This is a genomic window from Bradyrhizobium sp. UFLA05-109 (assembly GCF_054185165.1).
On the sequence record NZ_JBBIAR010000042.1, the window covers coordinates 66,392 to 82,051 of the forward strand.

Below are 15,660 nucleotides of genomic sequence, written 5' to 3' on the forward strand. Positions count from 1 at the left end.
CATGAACCCGATTTACGCACGTCGCCGCCGCAAGGACATCGTCGTCCGCGGTCTCTGCATCGGTGCCGCCGCCTTTGGCGTCACCTGGCTCGCGCTGATCCTGATCACGCTGCTCTACAACGGCATCACCGGTCTGAACCTTCAGATCTTCGTCGCGGACACTCCGCCCCCGGGCTCGACCGAAGGCGGCCTGCGCAACGCCATCATCGGTTCGATCATCATGACCGTGATCGGCGTCGGCATCGGCGCACCGCTCGGCATGTTCGCCGGCACCTATCTCGCCGAATACGGCCGCAACGACAAGCTGACCTCGGTGATCCGCTTCATCAACGACATCCTCTTGTCGGCGCCCTCGATCATCATCGGCCTGTTCATCTATGGCGCGGTGGTGGTGCCGATGCGTGGCTTCTCCGCGATCGCCGGCGCGCTGGCGCTCGCCGTCATCGTGATCCCGGTCGTGCTGCGCACCACCGAGGACATGCTGTTGCTGGTGCCGAACGCGTTGCGTGAGGCGGCTTCCGCCCTCGGTCTGCCACGCTCGCTGGTGATCAAGCGGATCGCCTACCGCGCGGCGCGCTCCGGCCTCATCACCGGCGTGCTGCTCGCGACCGCCCGCGTCGCCGGCGAGACCGCGCCGCTACTGTTCACCGCGCTGTCGAACCAGTTCTTCAGCCTGAGCCTGAACAAGACGATGGCGAACCTGCCGGTCACCATCAACAACTTCGTTCAGAGCCCCTACGCCTATTGGAAGCAACTGGCCTGGAGCGGGGCGCTTCTGATCACCCTGACCGTGCTTGCCCTGAACATTGGCGCGCGCATTCTTGGCGCCGAGAGGACTGCAAAATGAGCGATCTGTCCGTTTCCGTAGGTTCCACCGGGCGTCAGGCCTCGCCGACGCTGCCTGAGGCTCCGGCCAAGGTGACGGTGCGCAACCTCAACTTTTATTACGGCGAACACCACGCGCTGAAGAACATCAACATGACGCTCGGCACCAACCGCGTCACGGCGTTCATCGGCCCGTCCGGCTGCGGCAAGTCGACCCTGCTGCGCATCTTCAACCGGATGTACGATCTCTATCCGGGGCAGCGCGCCACCGGTCAGCTGATGCTGGACCAGACCAACATCCTCGACCCCAAGCTCGACCTCAACCTGCTGCGTGCCCGGGTCGGCATGGTGTTCCAGAAGCCGACGCCGTTCCCGATGACGATCTATGAGAACATCGCCTTCGGCATCCGCCTCTATGAGAAGATCTCCAAGTCCGAGATGGACGACCGGGTCGAGAAGGCGCTGCGCGGTGGTGCGCTGTGGAACGAAGTCAAGGACAAGCTCAACGCCTCCGGCCTGTCGCTCTCCGGTGGCCAGCAGCAGCGTCTCTGCATCGCCCGCACCGTGGCGGTGCGCCCCGAGGTGATCCTGTTCGACGAGCCCTGCTCGGCGCTCGATCCGATCTCGACCGCCAAGGTCGAGGAGCTGATCCAGGAGCTCGCCGAGAACTACACGATCGCGATCGTCACCCACAACATGCAGCAGGCGGCGCGCGTCTCCGACAAGACCGCCTTCATGTATCTCGGCGAGCTCATCGAGTTCGACGAGACCAGCAAGATCTTCACGTCGCCCAGCGACCGGCGTACCCAGGACTACATCACCGGCCGCTTCGGCTGAGGAGACAGGAAATGGCTTCTGAACATACCGCAAAGGCCTTCGACACCGACCTCCAGGAGCTTACGCGGCTCGTTGCGGAGATGGGTGGCCTTGCCGAGCGCATGATCGTCGATTCCGTCGATGCGCTGATCCGCCGTGACGTCGCGCTCGGCCAGCGCGTGGTAGCAACCGACGCCGAGATCGACGCGCTCCAGAAGAAGATCGAGGAGCGCGCCGTGCTCACGATCGCGCGCCGCCAGCCGATGGCTGTCGACCTGCGCGAGATCGTCGGCGCCATGCGCGTTGCGACCGATCTGGAGCGCATCGGCGACCTCGCCAAGAACATGGGCAAGCGCGTCGCCGCGCTCGAGACCGATTTCCATCCGCTAAAGCTGTTCCGCGGCCTGGAGCACATGACCGACCTCGTGCAGCAGCAGGTCAAGTCGGTGCTGGACGCCTATGCCGCGCATGATCTGCCAGCGGCGATGATGGTGTGGAAGGGCGACGAGGAGGTCGACGCGATCTGCACTTCGCTGTTCCGCGAGCTCCTGACCTACATGATGGAGGATCCGCGCAACATTTCGTTCTGCATCCATTTGATGTTCTGCGCCAAGAATATCGAGCGGATCGGCGACCATGCGACCAACATCGCCGAGACCGTCTTCTATATGATCGAAGGTCAGGCCATCGCGGACAAGCGTCCGAAGGGCGACATGACCACCTTCGCCACGACCGTGCCGAACACTTAAGGAGCGACGACGCCATGGGCGCACGCATTCTGGTTGTTGAGGACGAGGAAGCGCTGACCGAGCTATTGCGCTATAACCTCGAAGGCGACGGCTACGATGTCGAGACGGTGATGCGCGGCGACGACGCCGACACCCGTCTCAAAGAGCACATCCCCGACCTGATCGTGCTCGACTGGATGCTGCCGGGCCTGTCCGGCATCGAGCTGTGTCGCAGGCTTCGCGCCAGGCCCGAGACCAAGCAGCTGCCGATCATCATGCTCACGGCGCGCGGTGAGGAGAGCGAGCGGGTGCGCGGGCTTGCGACCGGCGCCGACGACTACATCGTCAAGCCGTTCTCGGTGCCCGAGTTGCTCGCACGCGTGAAGGGCCTCCTGCGGCGTGCAAGCCCCGAGCGGCTTGCGACCATACTCGCCTATGGCGACATCGAGCTCGACCGCGAGAAGCGCCGCGTCGCCCGCTCGGGCAGGCCGATCGACCTCGGCCCGACCGAATATCGCCTCCTGGAGTTCTTCCTGGAGCATCCCGGCCGGGTGTTCTCGCGCGAGCAGCTGCTCGACAGCGTCTGGGGCCGTGACATCTATATCGATGAGCGCACCGTCGACGTCCATATCGGCCGTCTGCGCAAGCTGCTCAATCTCGGCCGCGAGCAGGATCCGATCCGCACGGTCCGCGGCGCCGGCTACGCGCTGGATGATCGTTTCGCGAAGGCTGAGCAAACGTAAAAAAAAGCGCGCCAAATGGCGCGCTGACGTTTCTCGATCAGGCGTCCCGGCCCTGCGCCGGGACGTTGTCGTTTGTGGCTGAACTCAGCGTGTTCCCGGCTTAGCCGGTGCGCGCCGACGATCCGCCGCCGGCTGGTAGGCGACGCGCGAGTGCTGCGCGCAATAGGGCAGGCCCGAGAGCGACTTGCCGCCGCAGAAGAAGAAATCCGGGCTCGAGGGATCGCCGACCGGCCAGTGGCAGGTCGCTTCGTTGAGCTCGAGCAGCGACAGGCGCTGGCTCATCGGTACGACATTGTCATAGGTGATGGGATCGGGCTCCACCTCGACCTCGAAGGCTTGGGCGAGGGCGGTGTTGCCGCGCGAGATCGGCCGGCTCACCCGCATCATGTGCTGCGCGGGGCGTGCCTTGCGCGGCCGGGGAGCCGCCGAGGACGGGGTCTTGGCGCGACCGGACAGGCCCAGCCGGTGCACCTTGCCGATTACGGCGTTGCGCGTCACATTCCCGAGTTCGGCAGCGATCTGGCTGGCCGAAAGCCCGGCTTCCCAGAGCTTTTTCAATTGCTCGACGCGATCGTCGGACCAGGTCAAAACCGTCATTGCACCCTTCCCCTCGCCGCGCGCCAGCCAATCCTTGGGGCCACGTGGCGATGTCTAAGCCTCGAAAAACCCGTGCCGTCAGAATCCCTTAAGGCTCGCCGGGCGCGAAAAACGCACCTGAACGTTACGCCGGTACATGAGGACTTAGAGGATCAGAACTGCTGCACGAGATGTCGTATCTGACAGGAGAAACGCTACAATATGGCGTGACTCCCGCGCAAGAGTCTGCGGCTCCGCGTCCACATGTTCCGTCTTAAAAAACTCTCAAAATCGCCACCGCAAGACTACGGGCCGCGCGCCTCGCACGGCCTTCTGGCGGCATTGACAGCGGTTTTTCCAAGCATAAAATGGTGTCACGTGCCGCCCTTAAAAGGCGGCACGTTTCGTTTTCCGGGCAGGTCAATGATGCGCTGCGCAACGCAGCCTCAGCCGGCCCCAACATCCAAGTGACCGTCATGACCAAGAGCGCCGCGACGCATCTGCTTCCCGTTTTCGCCAGGGCCGAGCTCGGCTTCGAGCGCGGCGAAGGCTGCTGGCTGGTCGCAACCAGTGGCGAGCGCTATCTCGATTTCACATCGGGTGTCGCCGTGAATGCGCTCGGTCACGCACATCCGCATCTGGTCAAGGCCCTGCAGGAGCAGGCGACAAAGCTCTGGCACATGTCGAACCTGTTCCAGAGCCCGGATGGCGAGAAGCTCGCGGTCAGGCTCTGCAACGAGAGCTTTGCGGACTTCGTGTTCTTCTGCAATTCCGGCGCTGAGGCGATGGAATGCGTGATCAAGGTGGTGCGCCGCTATCACGCCACCAAGGGCCATCCCGAGCGCTACCGCATGATCACTTTCGAGGGCGCGTTCCACGGCCGCACGCTGGCAACGCTCGCTGCCACGGGGTCTGCAAAATATCTCGAAGGCTTTGGTCCGCCGATGGACGGGTTCGACCAGGTGCCGCATGGCGATCTGGAAGCCGTCAAGAAGGCGATCGGCCCACAGACTGCGGGCATCCTGATCGAGCCGATCCAGGGCGAGGGCGGCGTGCGCTCTGCTCCTCCCGCATTCTATCGCGCGCTGCGCCAGCTCTGTGACGAGCATGGGCTGTTGCTCGCCTTCGACGAGGTGCAGACCGGCATGGGCCGCACCGGCGAACTCTTTGCACATCGCCGCCTCGGCGTAACCCCCGACGTGATGTCGCTTGCGAAAGCACTCGGCGGCGGCTTTCCGATCGGCGCGTGCCTTGCGACCGCCGAGGCGGCCTCCGGCATGACGCCCGGCTCGCACGGCTCGACTTTCGGCGGCAATCCGCTCGCCGTGTCCGCGGCGAACGCCGTGCTCGACGTCATGCTCAAGCCCGGTTTCTTCGATCACGTGCAGAAGATGTCGCTGCTGCTCAAGCAGAAGCTCGCCTCCGTGATCGACCGCCATCCGGATGTCGTCAGCGAAGTGCGCGGCGAGGGGCTGTTGATCGGCCTCAAGGCCGTGGTGCCTTCGGGCGATCTTGCCACGGCGCTGCGCAACGAAAAGCTGCTCACCGTCGGCGCCGGCGACAATGTGGTGCGCTTCCTGCCGCCCTTGATCGTCACCGAGGCGGAAATCGAGGAGGGCATCGCGCGGCTCGAGCGCGCCTGCACCGCGATTGAATCCACTCTCAAGACGCCGGCGGCAAGCTGATGAGCAAGACGCCCAAGCACTTTCTGGATATCAACGAGCTGCCGCTGTCGGAGCTCAAGAGCATGCTCGCCGCCTCCTCGGCCATGAAGGCAAAGCAGAAGGCGCATCAGCCGGTCAAGCCGCTCGAAGGCAAGACGCTGGCGATGATCTTCGAGCGGCCGTCGACGCGGACGCGGGTGTCGTTCGATGTCGCCATGCGCCAGCTCGGAGGCGAGCCCATCATGCTCACCGGCGCCGAGATGCAGCTCGGCCGCGGCGAGACCATCGCCGACACCGCGCGCGTGCTGTCGCGCTATGTCGATGCCATCATGATCCGCATCCTCAATCACGATGCGCTGCTCGAGCTCGCGGCGAACGCGACAGTGCCTGTCATCAACGGACTGACGCGGCGCTCGCATCCGTGCCAGGTGATGGCCGATCTCATGACCTATGAGGAGCATCGCGGGCCGATCGAGGGCAAGACAGTGGCCTGGACCGGCGACGACAACAACGTTCTCGCCTCCTGGGCGCATGCCGCCGAGCGCTTCAAGTTCAACCTCAATGTCGCGACCCCGCCGGAGCTCGCGCCGAAAAAGGCGATGCGCGACTGGGTCAAGGCGACGGGCGCTCCGATCATGCTGGGCACCGATCCGGAAGCTGCGGTGCGCGGCGCCGATTGCGTCGTCACCGACACTTGGGTCTCGATGGGCGACAAGGAGGGCGAGCGTCGCCACAACGTGCTCAAGCCCTACCAGGTCAACGCCCAGCTAATGTCGCTCGCCAAGCCCGATGCGCTGTTCATGCACTGCCTGCCCGCCCATCGCGGCGAGGAGGTCACCGACGAGGTGATCGATGGTCCGCAATCCGTCGTGTTCGACGAGGCTGAAAACCGTCTGCACGCGCAGAAGGGTATTTTGGCCTGGTGCTTTGACGCGGTGAAATAGGTTTGGATCGCCGTCCTGGCGGACGACAATGAGAGAACCGTGATGATGGCAGCGTGGCGTTGCCCTATCTTCGGTCGTCGTCCCGGACAAGCGCAGCGAAGCGGAGCGCAGATCCGGGACCCATAACCACAGGGTGGAGTTTAGCGAAGACTCGGGGTTGTCATCTCCGCCACAACGCAATCCTGTGGTTATGGGTCCCGGGCTCGCGCTTTGCGCGCGCCGGGACGACACCGAATATGGTGTGCTGTGTACGATCCATTCTGCATCAAAAACGGAGCGCCTTGCCGCCCCTTTCATTTCGTTCACTCCGACCCCAGATAGAGCGCCATGGTCCCCCAATCCCCTGACATCAAAGCCGGGCCCGAAAGTCCGGTTCGCGCGCCGTCTTCCGTTCCCGTCGACGACGCCGTGCTGCCCTTCGAGGTCGATGCGCTCGACGTGCGCGGGCGCTTGACCCGGCTCGGGCCTGCGCTCGACGATATCCTCACCAAGCACGATTACCCCGCGCCGGTCGGCAAGCTGCTCGGCGAGGCCATCGTGCTGACGACGCTGCTCGGCTCGGCGCTGAAATTCGAAGGCCGCTTCATCCTTCAGGCGCAGACTGACGGCCCGGTGTCATTCCTGGTGGTCGACTTCAAGGCGCCCAACCGCCTGCGCGCCTATGCCCGCTACGATGCCTCGCGGCTCGGCGGGGCAAAGGACTCCGGCTCGCTGCTTGGTCGCGGTCATCTCGCCATGACGATCGATCAGGGCCCGGACATGAGCCGCTACCAGGGCCTCGTCGCACTTGACGGTGGCAGCCTGGAAGATGCGGCGCATGAATACTTCCTGCGCTCCGAGCAGATCCCGACCAAGGTGCGCCTCGCCGTCGGCGAGGAATGGCGCTCGAGCGACGGCGGCAAGCACCGCTGGCGCGCCGGTGGTCTGTTGATGCAGTTCTTGCCGAAGGCGCCGGAGCGCGCGCGACAGGCCGACATGCATCCCGGCGACGCGCCCGAAGGCACCTCGCCGCATACCGTCGCCGAGGACGATGCCTGGGTCGAAGCGCGCTCGCTGATCGGTACGGTCGAGGACGTCGAGCTGATCGATCCCGATCTCTCGGGCGAGCGGCTGTTGTACCGGCTTTTTCACGAGCGCGGCGTGCGCGTGTTCAATCCGCTGGGTCTGAAAGCGGAATGCTCCTGCTCGCGCGATGCGGTGGCGGCGATGCTGAAGAGCTTTTCGCCCGATGATCGCGCCGCGATGGTCAAGGACGACAAGGTCGTCGTGACCTGCGAGTTCTGTAGCTCGGTGTATCAATTCACGCCGCACGAGGCGGGGGTGGAGAACGCCTAGCCAAGCGGTCAGAAGTCGTAAGGTGGGCAAAGCCAAGCGTGCCCACCACTTCTATCACATGATTGGAGAGGTGTTGGGCACGGCGCTTCGCGCCTTTGTCCACCCTACCGCAGCATGCCGCCCCTCAGTTCAACACCCGCTTGCCGCCATCCGGGCTATCGAGCGAAAACGTCGGCACGTCGATCTCAAAACGCTCGCCGCTTTCGTTGACCATCTGGTAGCGGCCGGTCATGAAGCCCGAGGCGGTCGAGAGCGGGACGCCCGAGGTGTATTCGTAGCGCTCGCCGGGCGCGAGGATCGGCTGCTCGCCGATCACGCCTTCGCCCTTGACTTCCTGCTGCCGCCCTGTCGCGTCGGTGATGATCCAGTGCCGCGTCTTGAGCTGCACGGTCTCGTCGCCGGAGTTGGTGATCACGATGGTGTAGGACCAGAAGTAGCGAGAGCGCTCGGCTGACGACTGCTCCGGGACAAAGTTCGGCTCGACGGTCACTTCGATCTGGCGGGTCACGGCACGGTACATGGTTGCCATCATAACGAAAACCTCACCGGGAACCAATCGCGGCCCGCAGCGTCAGCGACATCGTGCCGCCCGAATCGGCACGGTAGTTACACCCCAATGTGATCCGATCGCTTTGCGAGCAGGCCACCGGCCCGGTACACTCCTCAAACGCTGCGATTTGCGCAAGGGTTTTGGCCCGATGACCATTGCCGACCAAGTGACGGGATCGCCGATCGCCGGAACCGCGGATGCCAAGGCCTTAGATGCTAAGTCCTTGGATGCCAAGTCCTTGGACGCCAAGTCGAAGTCCGTCGAGGCGAAGCCGCGCGCGGCGGCGCCTGCTATCACGCTGCCCGTCATCGGCGAGCGTGAGCTTCGGCTCGATCTCTTTCGCGGGCTTGCGTTGTGGCTGATCTTCATCGACCACTTGCCGCCAAACCTGCTGACCTGGTTCACCATCCGCAACTACGGCTTCAGCGACGCCACCGAGATCTTCATCTTCATCTCCGGCTACACCGCGGCCTTCGTCTACGGCCGCGCGATGCTGGAAAACGGCTTCGTCATCGCCACTGCGCGGATCCTGCGCCGGGTCTGGCAGATCTATGTCGCCCACGTCTTCCTGTTCACGATCTTCCTCGCGGAAATCTCCTACGTCGCGACCAGCTTCGAGAACCCGCTCTACACGGAAGAGATGGGCATCATGGATTTCCTCAAGCAGCCCGACGTCACCATCGTGCAGGCGCTGCTGCTGCGCTTCCGGCCCGTCAACATGGACGTGCTGCCGCTCTATATCGTGCTGATGCTGGCGCTGCCGCTGATCCTCTGGCTGATGAAATGGAAGCCGGATCTCACGCTCGGCCTCTCGGTCGTGCTCTACGTGGTGACCTGGGAGTTCGATCTCTATCTTTCGGCCTATCCGAATGGCTTCTGGGCCTTCAACCCGCTCGCCTGGCAATTGCTGTTCGTGTTCGGGGCCTGGTGTGCGCTCGGAGGTGCGCGGCGCATGTCGCGGATCCTGGCATCACCCGTGACGATGTGGATTTCGATCGCCTATCTGGCGGCTGCGTTCTACGTGACGCTGACCTGGTACCTGCCGCAGCTCTCCCACTTCATGCCGAAGCGGATCGAGCAGTGGATGTATCCGATCGACAAGACCGATCTGGACGTACTGCGCTTCACGCATTTCCTGGCGCTGGCCGCGCTCACCGTGCGCTTCCTGCCGCGGGACTGGCCGGGCCTGAAATCGCCCCTCCTGAGGCCGCTGATCCTCTGCGGCCAGCACTCGCTGGAGATTTTCTGTCTGGGCGTGTTCCTGGCCTTTGCCGGCCATTTCATCCTGGCCGAGGTGTCCGGCAGTCCGGGCATGCATGCGCTGATTAGTCTCTGCGGAATCCTGATCATGTGGGCCATGGCCTGGGTGATTTCGTGGTACAAGCTGGTGGCCGACAAGAGCGGTTCCAAAACCAAAAACGCCGCCGGCAACGCCGATCTGGCGGGAGGGGGCTGATGAAGGCGAAGGTTCTCCTGAGCCTGATCCTGCTATGCGGTGCACTTGCCGCGCCTTCCGCGCGCGCCGAGGATAATGCTGCGCCTCAAGCGCCCGCAGGACCTGCGGCGTGCGAGGTGCCGTCCTACCTGCTCGCCACCGAAAGCAAGCTGCCGAAGGTCGCCGAGGCCGTAAGCAGCGAAAAACCCCTCGAAATCCTGGTCATCGGCAGCCGGTCGACCACCATCCCGTCGTCGGAAGAAAGTTCTTACCCGGCCCGGCTTCAGGCGGTCCTGAAGGAGAAGCTGCCGTCGGAATCGGTGCATGTCTCCGTAGAACTACAGAGCAAGAAGACGGCAGAAGAGGCCGCATCCGGCTTCGTTAAGCTCATGGAGGCGAAAAGGCCTACTTTGGTCATCTGGCAGACCGGGACCGTGGATGCTATTCGATCCATCGATCCCGATGAGTTCCGCGGTGCCGTCACGGATGGCGTTACTGCGCTGCAAAACGCTGGGGCCGACGTTATATTGATGAACTTGCAGTACAGCCCGCGGACCGAAACCATGATCTCGGTGCCGCCCTATCTCGATAATATGCGCGTGGTGGCGCAGGAGCATGACATCCCGCTGTTCGACCGTTTCGCGATCATGCGTCAATGGAATGATCAGGGTCAGTTTGACCTGTTCAATCCGTCGCGCGGGCCGGAGTTGGCGAAACAGGTCCATGATTGCCTTGGCCGGGCGCTGGCGCAGTTCGTCGTCGATGCAGCCCATCTCGGTCCGGCCCAGCAGCAAAACTGAGGTTTAGCGTAAATGAGTTCTTTCCGCCCTTTTGGCCTGACGGCATGGCTGGCTGCGCCCATAGCGGCCGCGCTGCTGATGCCTATTGCGTTGTCACCCGCCCACGCGCAGGCCGTGGCTGCCGCACCAACGGACCCGCAGGCCGCTAGTCCGGCCCCCGCGCCGCAGGCCACGACCACCGCGACCAGCCAGCAAGAATCTCCCGGACAGCGCGGGTTCACCGCGCGGGCCATCGACAAGGTCAAGCAGGTCGCCAAATCTGCCGGCGACATCTTTGGCCGTGTGCCATGCCTGCCGCCGAGGGGCAGCGCGAAATCGATGGGCTCGCTGCCGCATGTCGCGGGCAAGCTGGTCGCGGGCAAGCCGGTCGTCATCGTCGCGTTCGGTTCGTCGTCGACGGCAGGCTTCGGTGCGAGCTCGCCTGATTTCAACTATCCGAACCGGCTTGCCGCGCAGCTCCGCCGGCAATATCCGACCGCCGACATCACCGTCATCAACGCCGGCGTCGGCGGCGAGGACGCGCCCGAGATGATGAAGCGCCTCCAGAAAGAGGTGATCGACGTGCATCCGGACCTCGTGATCTGGCAGGTCGGCACCAATGCGGTGCTGCGCAACCTCGATCCGGGCGACACCGCCAAGCTCGTCGAGGACGGCATCACGCGCATCCAGGCGGCTGGCGATGCCGACATCGTGCTGGTCGATCCGCAGTATTCGCCGCGCGTCACCGAGCGCCCCGAGAGCGCCGGCAAGATGGTGAAGCTGCTCGGCCGCGTCGCGGAACTCCGCCACGTCGGTATCTTCCCACGCTTCGAGGTGATGCGCGACTGGCACGAGAAGCAGGCCATTCCGGTCGAGAGTTTCGTGATCTCCGACGGCCTGCACATGAATGATTGGGGCTACGCGTGCTTCGCGCAGCTCCTCGGCGACGACATCATCCGTTCCGTTGGCCAGATCAAGCTCGGTGTCAACGTGCCTGCGGACGTGCGGACCTACCGGCCGATGTAGCTCCATTGTCGTAGGGTGGGTTAGCGAAGCGTAACCCACCACTTCTTTCGACGAGTGGAGAACTAAAGAGGTGGGTTACGCCCTCGGCTAACCCACCCTACGATTTCGAGTGCGTGGTTACGCCTTCTCCAGCGCCGCGGTGAGATCCTCGATCAGATCGTCGGCATGCTCGAGCCCTGCGGAGAAGCGGATAAAACCTTCGCTGATGCCGAGCGCGGCGCGGTCTTCCGGCTTCAGGCGCTGGTGCGTCGTGGTCGCCGGATGCGTCACCAGGCTCTTGGCATCGCCGAGATTGTTGGAAATCTTGGCGAGCTTCAAGGCATTGAGCACGCGGAAGGCGGCCTGCTTGCCGCCCTTGACCTCGAAGCCGACCAGCGTCGAGCCGCCGCGCATCTGCTTCTTCACGAGGGCCGCTTGTGGATGATCGGCGCGGCCGGGATAGACCAGCCGCGAAATCTTCGGATGGCTCGCGAGCACTTCGGCAACGCGGGCCGCGGTGTCGGTCTGCGCACGCACGCGCACGCCGAGCGTCTCCAGCCCCTTGAGCAGGACCCAGGCGTTGAATGGCGAGATCGACGGCCCGGTCTGGCGCATGAAATTATGGACGTGCTCGGCGATGAACGCTTCCGAAGACAGGATGACGCCGCCGAGGCACCGGCCCTGGCCGTCGATGTGCTTGGTCGCGGAGTAGACGACGACGTCGGCACCGAGTGCCAGCGGGCTCTGCCAGATCGGCGTCGCGAACACATTGTCGACGACGAGTCGCGCGCCGCCCTTGTGGGCGATCTCGGCAATGGCGGGAATGTCGAGCACGTCGAGCGTCGGATTGGTCGGGCTCTCCAGGAAGAACGTCTTGGTGTTCGGCTTGACCGCGCGCTGCCACTGGTCGAGATCGAGGCCATCGACCAGCGTGGTCTCGATGCCGTAGCGCGGCAACAGATCCTGCACCACGTAGAGACACGAGCCGAACAGCGCCTTTGATGCCACCAAGTGATCGCCGGCCTTCAAGGGCGCGAGGATCGCGGTCGTCACCGCGGCCATGCCGGTTGCTGCCGAGCGGGCGGCTTCGGCGCCTTCGAGCTCGATCATGCGCTGCTCGAACATCGCGATCGTCGGGTTGGAATAGCGCGAATAGATGAAGCCGGGATCCTCGCCCTTGAACCGCGCCTCGCATTCCTCGGCGCTTGCGTAGACGTAGCCCTGTGTGAGGAACAGCGCCTCGGACGTCTCGCCATATTGCGAGCGCAGGGTGCCGGAATGAACCAGCCGGGTTTCGGGACGGTAAGTAGCGGGCGACTTCGACATAGGTACCTCCGACATGACCATTGATGCGAAAATGGTCACAAAAAAACCGGCCTGGATATCTCCACTGGCCGGGATCACAGAGGTCCCCGGCCTGTTTAGCGATTTATTTAACGTGGCTGCAAGCCGGCCGGCTCAAATCACCACGGGATAAGTCATGCTCATATTCCGCCATGGCCTTTTCGTCAAGGCATGCATCGGATAGCGGTAAAAGGTTCGTTTTACGCATTTTTGGATGCGTTTTGACCCGAGATGAGGACCACCGGTTGACGTTCACGGTCGCCGCCGACGCCAATGGTATCCTGCCCGACCGCATGATCGCGGCGATGGCAGATGACGGGCTCATCCTGCCTGCTTACGACTTCGTCGAAAGCCAGATCCAGCCGGCGAGCCTCGATCTGCGCCTCGGTGATATCGCTTACCGTGTCCGCGCGAGCTTCCTGCCCGGGCCCGGCGCCACTGTCGCCGAACGCATCGACGAGCTGAAGCTGCATGAGTTCAGCCTCACCGACGGCGCGGTGCTGGAGACCAATTGCGTCTACATCGTGCCGCTGCTCGAGAGCCTCGCGCTGCCGCCGGAGATCGTCGCGGCCGCCAATCCGAAAAGCTCGACCGGGCGGCTCGACGTCTTCACCCGCGTGATCGCCGACGGCACCCGCCGTTTCGACATGATCGGTGCGGGCTATCACGGCCCGCTCTATGCCGAGATCAGCCCAAAAACGTTTCCGGTACTGGTGAGCGAGGGCTCGCGGCTCTCGCAGGTGCGCTTCCGCACCGGCGATGCCATCCTCAACATCGATCAGCTCGAGGCGCTTCATGCGACCGAGCGCCTCGTCGACATTGACGAGGCCGATCTCACCGGTGGTGTCGCCGTCTCCGTCGATCTCTCCGGCGAAAAGGGCGGCGGCTTCGTCGGTTATCGCGCCAAGCGCCACACCGGCGTCGTCGATGTCGATCGCCGTGCCGGCTACGCGGTCGAGGATTTCTGGGAGCCGATCTCGGCGCGTCCCGACGGCAGCCTCATCCTCGATCCCGGTGAGTTCTACATCCTCGCCTCCAAGGAAGCGGTGCAGGTTCCGCCGGACTATGCCGCGGAGATGGTGCCGTTCGATCCGCTGGTCGGCGAATTCCGCGTGCACTATGCTGGGTTCTTCGATCCCGGCTTCGGCTACGCCGGTGCGGGCGGGCAGGGGGCGCGCGCGGTGCTCGAGGTGCGCTCGCGCGAGGTGCCCTTCATCCTCGAGCACGGCCAGATCGTCGGCCGTCTCGTCTACGAAAAAATGTTGGCGCGCCCCGACGCCATGTACGGCCAGCGCATCGGCTCGAACTACCAGGCGCAGGGCCTGAAGCTCTCCAAGCACTTTCGGGTGTAGCCGCATTTCGTAGCCCGGATGGAACGCAGCGAAATCCGGGGCTTTCGCCAAGCAGGGTCCGGGATTACGCTTCGCTCCATCCGGACTGCTCCTCGGTGAAGGAGGGCGAAATGACAGATCAATCCGAACTCGACGCAAGAATCCTTGATGATGCCGCGGATGCGCTGATCTATTCGGATCGCGCGGGCACGATCGTTCGATGGAATCGCGCATCGAGCGCTCTGTTCGGCTTCTCGGCACAAGAAGCGCTCGGCCAGAACCTCGACCTGATCGTACCCGAGCATTTGCGCGCCGCGCATTGGAAGGGCTTTGAGAGTGCGACGTCGAGCGGCACGATGAAGCTTGCCGGCCGGCCCACGCTGACCCGCGCGCTGCACAAGAGCGGGCGCAAGCTCTATATCGAGATGACCTTTGCGCTGGTGCGCGATGTTGCTGGTGCCGTGCTTGGCGCCGTGGCTATGGCGCGCGACGCGACCGAGAGGGTCGCGCGCGAGCGCGCGGCCAAGGCCGCATCGCCGCCGCAAACTTCGTGATGCGGAATTGGACGAAGGAGCTGAGGCGCCCTGCATGAGCGTCCGGTTGCCTGTCACCGGGTGCGGTGACACACTCGATCAAAACAATGATCGGGAGCGAACATGGCCACCGCTTTGGACTCCGCGCAGGAAGCCCAGTGGAAACGCTGGCGTGCCATCGCCGATCTCTACCACGCTTATTTCACCGGCCTCATCCTCACCGTGGTGACGCGGCGCGGCACGGCGGATGCTGCTGAATTCGTCTTCCGTGTGTTTCGCCGCCAGCAGCAGGAGCGTTTCCTGCCAGGGCTCGACAAGCTCGGGCTGCGCCATCTGCCGCCGGCGGTCGCGGTCGCGCAATATCACTATCTCTCCAACTGGATCGGCGGCGTGCATGTCGAATACATGTATGAGAGCGATCGCAAGGCCTGGATCCGCTATCCGCCACCGCGCTGGATCTGGAAGGGCCCCGCGATCTGCGGCATTCCCGGCGAAGTGTCACGCGCGATGCTGCGTGGCTGGCACGTCAACAATGGCGTCGTGCTCGGCGACCTCAGGCTCGGCTTCGTCTGCACCAAGCAAAGCGTCGATGGCCAGGATGGGCTCGAAGGTTACTACTACGAATATGATGATCCCCTCGAACTCGCCCAGCGCCTGGTATTCGCGCGCCATCTCGAAGCACCACTGTTCGATGCGAACAGCGCGCCGGCACTGCCGGTCGCGAGCTGGCCAAAGCCGCGGCTGGAAAAAGCCTATCGTAATTACGCGATGGAATATGTCCGTACGGCCGCGCCCGTGATGGTGCAGTTGTTTGGTCCCGAGGATGCCGGATATTTGCTGCATCTGACGGGCAAGCTGATCGGCATGCAGAGTTTTGACGAGGCCGCGGCGGCGCTGGGGACGCGCCGCGGCGGCGCGAAGGAGTTTGCATCTTTCTTGAACGTGCTGCTCGCCGCGCAGGACGATGCGGCCGATCTTGCTGCGTCGGGAGGCACATTCGAAATCCGCCAGCAGAGCTGGAAGCTGATGGACGACGTGGCGGATTACCATCG

Annotated in this window: 16 protein-coding genes and 1 riboswitch; of the genes, 13 read left to right on the forward strand and 3 right to left on the reverse strand. The window is 63.8% G+C overall.

Features of this window, described 5'->3' with window-relative positions:
- The first annotated feature begins 1 nt into the window (after position 1).
- The 4 genes from pstA to phoB are packed head-to-tail and all read left to right on the forward strand — an operon-like array spanning position 2 to position 3,112.
- Positions 2–847 carry a phosphate ABC transporter permease PstA gene (gene pstA, locus Q3C01_RS27840; RefSeq protein ID WP_458148494.1) on the forward strand — a complete coding sequence of 282 codons (846 nt, stop codon included), beginning with the start codon at positions 2–4 and terminating at the stop codon, positions 845–847.
- Positions 844–1,662 (forward strand): phosphate ABC transporter ATP-binding protein PstB, encoded by an 819-nt coding sequence (gene pstB, locus Q3C01_RS27845; protein WP_458148495.1) that lies wholly within the window; start codon positions 844–846, stop codon positions 1,660–1,662. Before pstA ends, pstB begins: the two co-directional genes overlap by 4 nt.
- Positions 1,663–1,673: 11 nt before the next feature.
- Positions 1,674–2,390 carry a phosphate signaling complex protein PhoU gene (phoU, locus tag Q3C01_RS27850; RefSeq protein ID WP_027521516.1) on the forward strand — a complete coding sequence of 239 codons (717 nt, stop codon included), beginning with the start codon at positions 1,674–1,676 and terminating at the stop codon, positions 2,388–2,390.
- A gap of 14 nt (positions 2,391–2,404) precedes the next feature.
- A complete protein-coding gene (gene phoB, locus Q3C01_RS27855; protein WP_449377720.1) occupies positions 2,405–3,112 on the forward strand; it encodes a phosphate regulon transcriptional regulator PhoB in 708 nt (235 codons plus the stop codon).
- A gap of 84 nt (positions 3,113–3,196) precedes the next feature.
- Here the strand turns inward: phoB and Q3C01_RS27860 are convergent, their stop codons facing one another.
- Positions 3,197–3,709: a GcrA family cell cycle regulator gene (locus Q3C01_RS27860; protein WP_254102331.1), complete on the reverse strand. Its 513-nt coding sequence runs from the start codon at positions 3,707–3,709 to the stop codon at positions 3,197–3,199.
- Between the two features lie 455 nt (positions 3,710–4,164).
- Between Q3C01_RS27860 and Q3C01_RS27865 the strand changes: the two genes are divergently transcribed.
- The 3 genes from Q3C01_RS27865 to Q3C01_RS27875 all read left to right on the forward strand — a co-directional run bounded on the left by Q3C01_RS27865 (position 4,165) and on the right by Q3C01_RS27875 (position 7,631).
- Positions 4,165–5,373 (forward strand): aspartate aminotransferase family protein, encoded by a 1,209-nt coding sequence (locus Q3C01_RS27865; protein WP_458148496.1) that lies wholly within the window; start codon positions 4,165–4,167, stop codon positions 5,371–5,373.
- Positions 5,373–6,296: an ornithine carbamoyltransferase gene (gene argF, locus Q3C01_RS27870; RefSeq protein WP_458148497.1), complete on the forward strand. Its 924-nt coding sequence runs from the start codon at positions 5,373–5,375 to the stop codon at positions 6,294–6,296. The genes Q3C01_RS27865 and argF overlap by 1 nt, the downstream gene beginning before the upstream one ends.
- 327 nt (positions 6,297–6,623) lie before the next feature.
- The gene (locus Q3C01_RS27875) at positions 6,624–7,631 is read left to right on the forward strand and encodes an Hsp33 family molecular chaperone (RefSeq protein ID WP_458148498.1); all 1,008 of its coding nucleotides are present in this window, start codon (positions 6,624–6,626) and stop codon (positions 7,629–7,631) included.
- Positions 7,632–7,755: 124 nt separating this feature from the next.
- On the opposite strand, the gene apaG is transcribed toward Q3C01_RS27875, so the two are convergent.
- Positions 7,756–8,151 carry a Co2+/Mg2+ efflux protein ApaG gene (apaG, locus tag Q3C01_RS27880; RefSeq protein WP_027521510.1) on the reverse strand — a complete coding sequence of 132 codons (396 nt, stop codon included), beginning with the start codon at positions 8,149–8,151 and terminating at the stop codon, positions 7,756–7,758.
- A gap of 178 nt (positions 8,152–8,329) precedes the next feature.
- Between apaG and Q3C01_RS27885 the strand changes: the two genes are divergently transcribed.
- From Q3C01_RS27885 to Q3C01_RS27895, 3 genes are read left to right on the forward strand one after another with little or no spacing between them, the layout of a single operon-like run.
- Complete coding sequence (locus tag Q3C01_RS27885; RefSeq protein ID WP_458148499.1) at positions 8,330–9,637, forward strand: OpgC domain-containing protein; 1,308 nt, start codon at positions 8,330–8,332, stop codon at positions 9,635–9,637.
- Positions 9,637–10,416: an SGNH/GDSL hydrolase family protein gene (locus tag Q3C01_RS27890; protein WP_458148508.1), complete on the forward strand. Its 780-nt coding sequence runs from the start codon at positions 9,637–9,639 to the stop codon at positions 10,414–10,416. The genes Q3C01_RS27885 and Q3C01_RS27890 overlap by 1 nt, the downstream gene beginning before the upstream one ends.
- A gap of 12 nt (positions 10,417–10,428) precedes the next feature.
- Positions 10,429–11,421, forward strand: coding sequence for an SGNH/GDSL hydrolase family protein (locus tag Q3C01_RS27895; protein ID WP_458148500.1), 993 nt, complete (start codon positions 10,429–10,431; stop codon positions 11,419–11,421).
- A 117-nt stretch (positions 11,422–11,538) separates the two neighbouring features.
- Here Q3C01_RS27895 and Q3C01_RS27900 read toward each other — a convergent pair whose 3' ends face one another.
- On the reverse strand, positions 11,539–12,726 hold the full coding sequence (locus tag Q3C01_RS27900) for an O-succinylhomoserine sulfhydrylase (RefSeq protein ID WP_458148501.1): 1,188 nt from the start codon (positions 12,724–12,726) through the stop codon (positions 11,539–11,541).
- 74 nt (positions 12,727–12,800) lie between these two features.
- Positions 12,801–12,880, reverse strand: a riboswitch (SAM riboswitch).
- Between the two features lie 109 nt (positions 12,881–12,989).
- Here Q3C01_RS27900 and Q3C01_RS27905 point away from each other — a divergent pair.
- The 3 genes from Q3C01_RS27905 to Q3C01_RS27915 all read left to right on the forward strand — a co-directional run.
- Positions 12,990–14,096, forward strand: coding sequence for a 2'-deoxycytidine 5'-triphosphate deaminase (locus Q3C01_RS27905; RefSeq protein WP_458148502.1), 1,107 nt, complete (start codon positions 12,990–12,992; stop codon positions 14,094–14,096).
- A 110-nt stretch (positions 14,097–14,206) separates the two neighbouring features.
- Positions 14,207–14,629, forward strand: coding sequence for a PAS domain-containing protein (locus tag Q3C01_RS27910; RefSeq protein ID WP_458148503.1), 423 nt, complete (start codon positions 14,207–14,209; stop codon positions 14,627–14,629).
- A 102-nt stretch (positions 14,630–14,731) separates the two neighbouring features.
- Positions 14,732–15,660 (forward strand): hypothetical protein (locus Q3C01_RS27915; protein WP_458148504.1); only part of this gene is annotated, 929 nt, incomplete at its 3' end.

Excerpts from the sequence above, each read along its gene's own strand:
- Q3C01_RS27910 (WP_458148503.1), top strand. The coding sequence starts at position 14,207 with ATGACAGATCAATCCGAACTCGACGCAAGAATCCTTGATGATGCCGCG.
- pstB (WP_458148495.1), top strand. The coding sequence starts at position 844 with ATGAGCGATCTGTCCGTTTCCGTAGGTTCCACCGGGCGTCAGGCCTCG.
- Q3C01_RS27885 (WP_458148499.1), top strand. The coding sequence starts at position 8,330 with ATGACCATTGCCGACCAAGTGACGGGATCGCCGATCGCCGGAACCGCG.
- Q3C01_RS27860 (WP_254102331.1), bottom strand. The coding sequence starts at position 3,709 with ATGACGGTTTTGACCTGGTCCGACGATCGCGTCGAGCAATTGAAAAAG.
- argF (WP_458148497.1), top strand. The coding sequence starts at position 5,373 with ATGAGCAAGACGCCCAAGCACTTTCTGGATATCAACGAGCTGCCGCTG.
- Q3C01_RS27875 (WP_458148498.1), top strand. The coding sequence starts at position 6,624 with ATGGTCCCCCAATCCCCTGACATCAAAGCCGGGCCCGAAAGTCCGGTT.
- phoU (WP_027521516.1), top strand. The coding sequence starts at position 1,674 with ATGGCTTCTGAACATACCGCAAAGGCCTTCGACACCGACCTCCAGGAG.
- pstA (WP_458148494.1), top strand. The coding sequence starts at position 2 with ATGAACCCGATTTACGCACGTCGCCGCCGCAAGGACATCGTCGTCCGC.
- phoB (WP_449377720.1), top strand. The coding sequence starts at position 2,405 with ATGGGCGCACGCATTCTGGTTGTTGAGGACGAGGAAGCGCTGACCGAG.
- Q3C01_RS27895 (WP_458148500.1), top strand. The coding sequence starts at position 10,429 with ATGAGTTCTTTCCGCCCTTTTGGCCTGACGGCATGGCTGGCTGCGCCC.
- Q3C01_RS27900 (WP_458148501.1), bottom strand. The coding sequence starts at position 12,726 with ATGTCGAAGTCGCCCGCTACTTACCGTCCCGAAACCCGGCTGGTTCAT.
- Q3C01_RS27865 (WP_458148496.1), top strand. The coding sequence starts at position 4,165 with ATGACCAAGAGCGCCGCGACGCATCTGCTTCCCGTTTTCGCCAGGGCC.
- apaG (WP_027521510.1), bottom strand. The coding sequence starts at position 8,151 with ATGTACCGTGCCGTGACCCGCCAGATCGAAGTGACCGTCGAGCCGAAC.
- Q3C01_RS27890 (WP_458148508.1), top strand. The coding sequence starts at position 9,637 with ATGAAGGCGAAGGTTCTCCTGAGCCTGATCCTGCTATGCGGTGCACTT.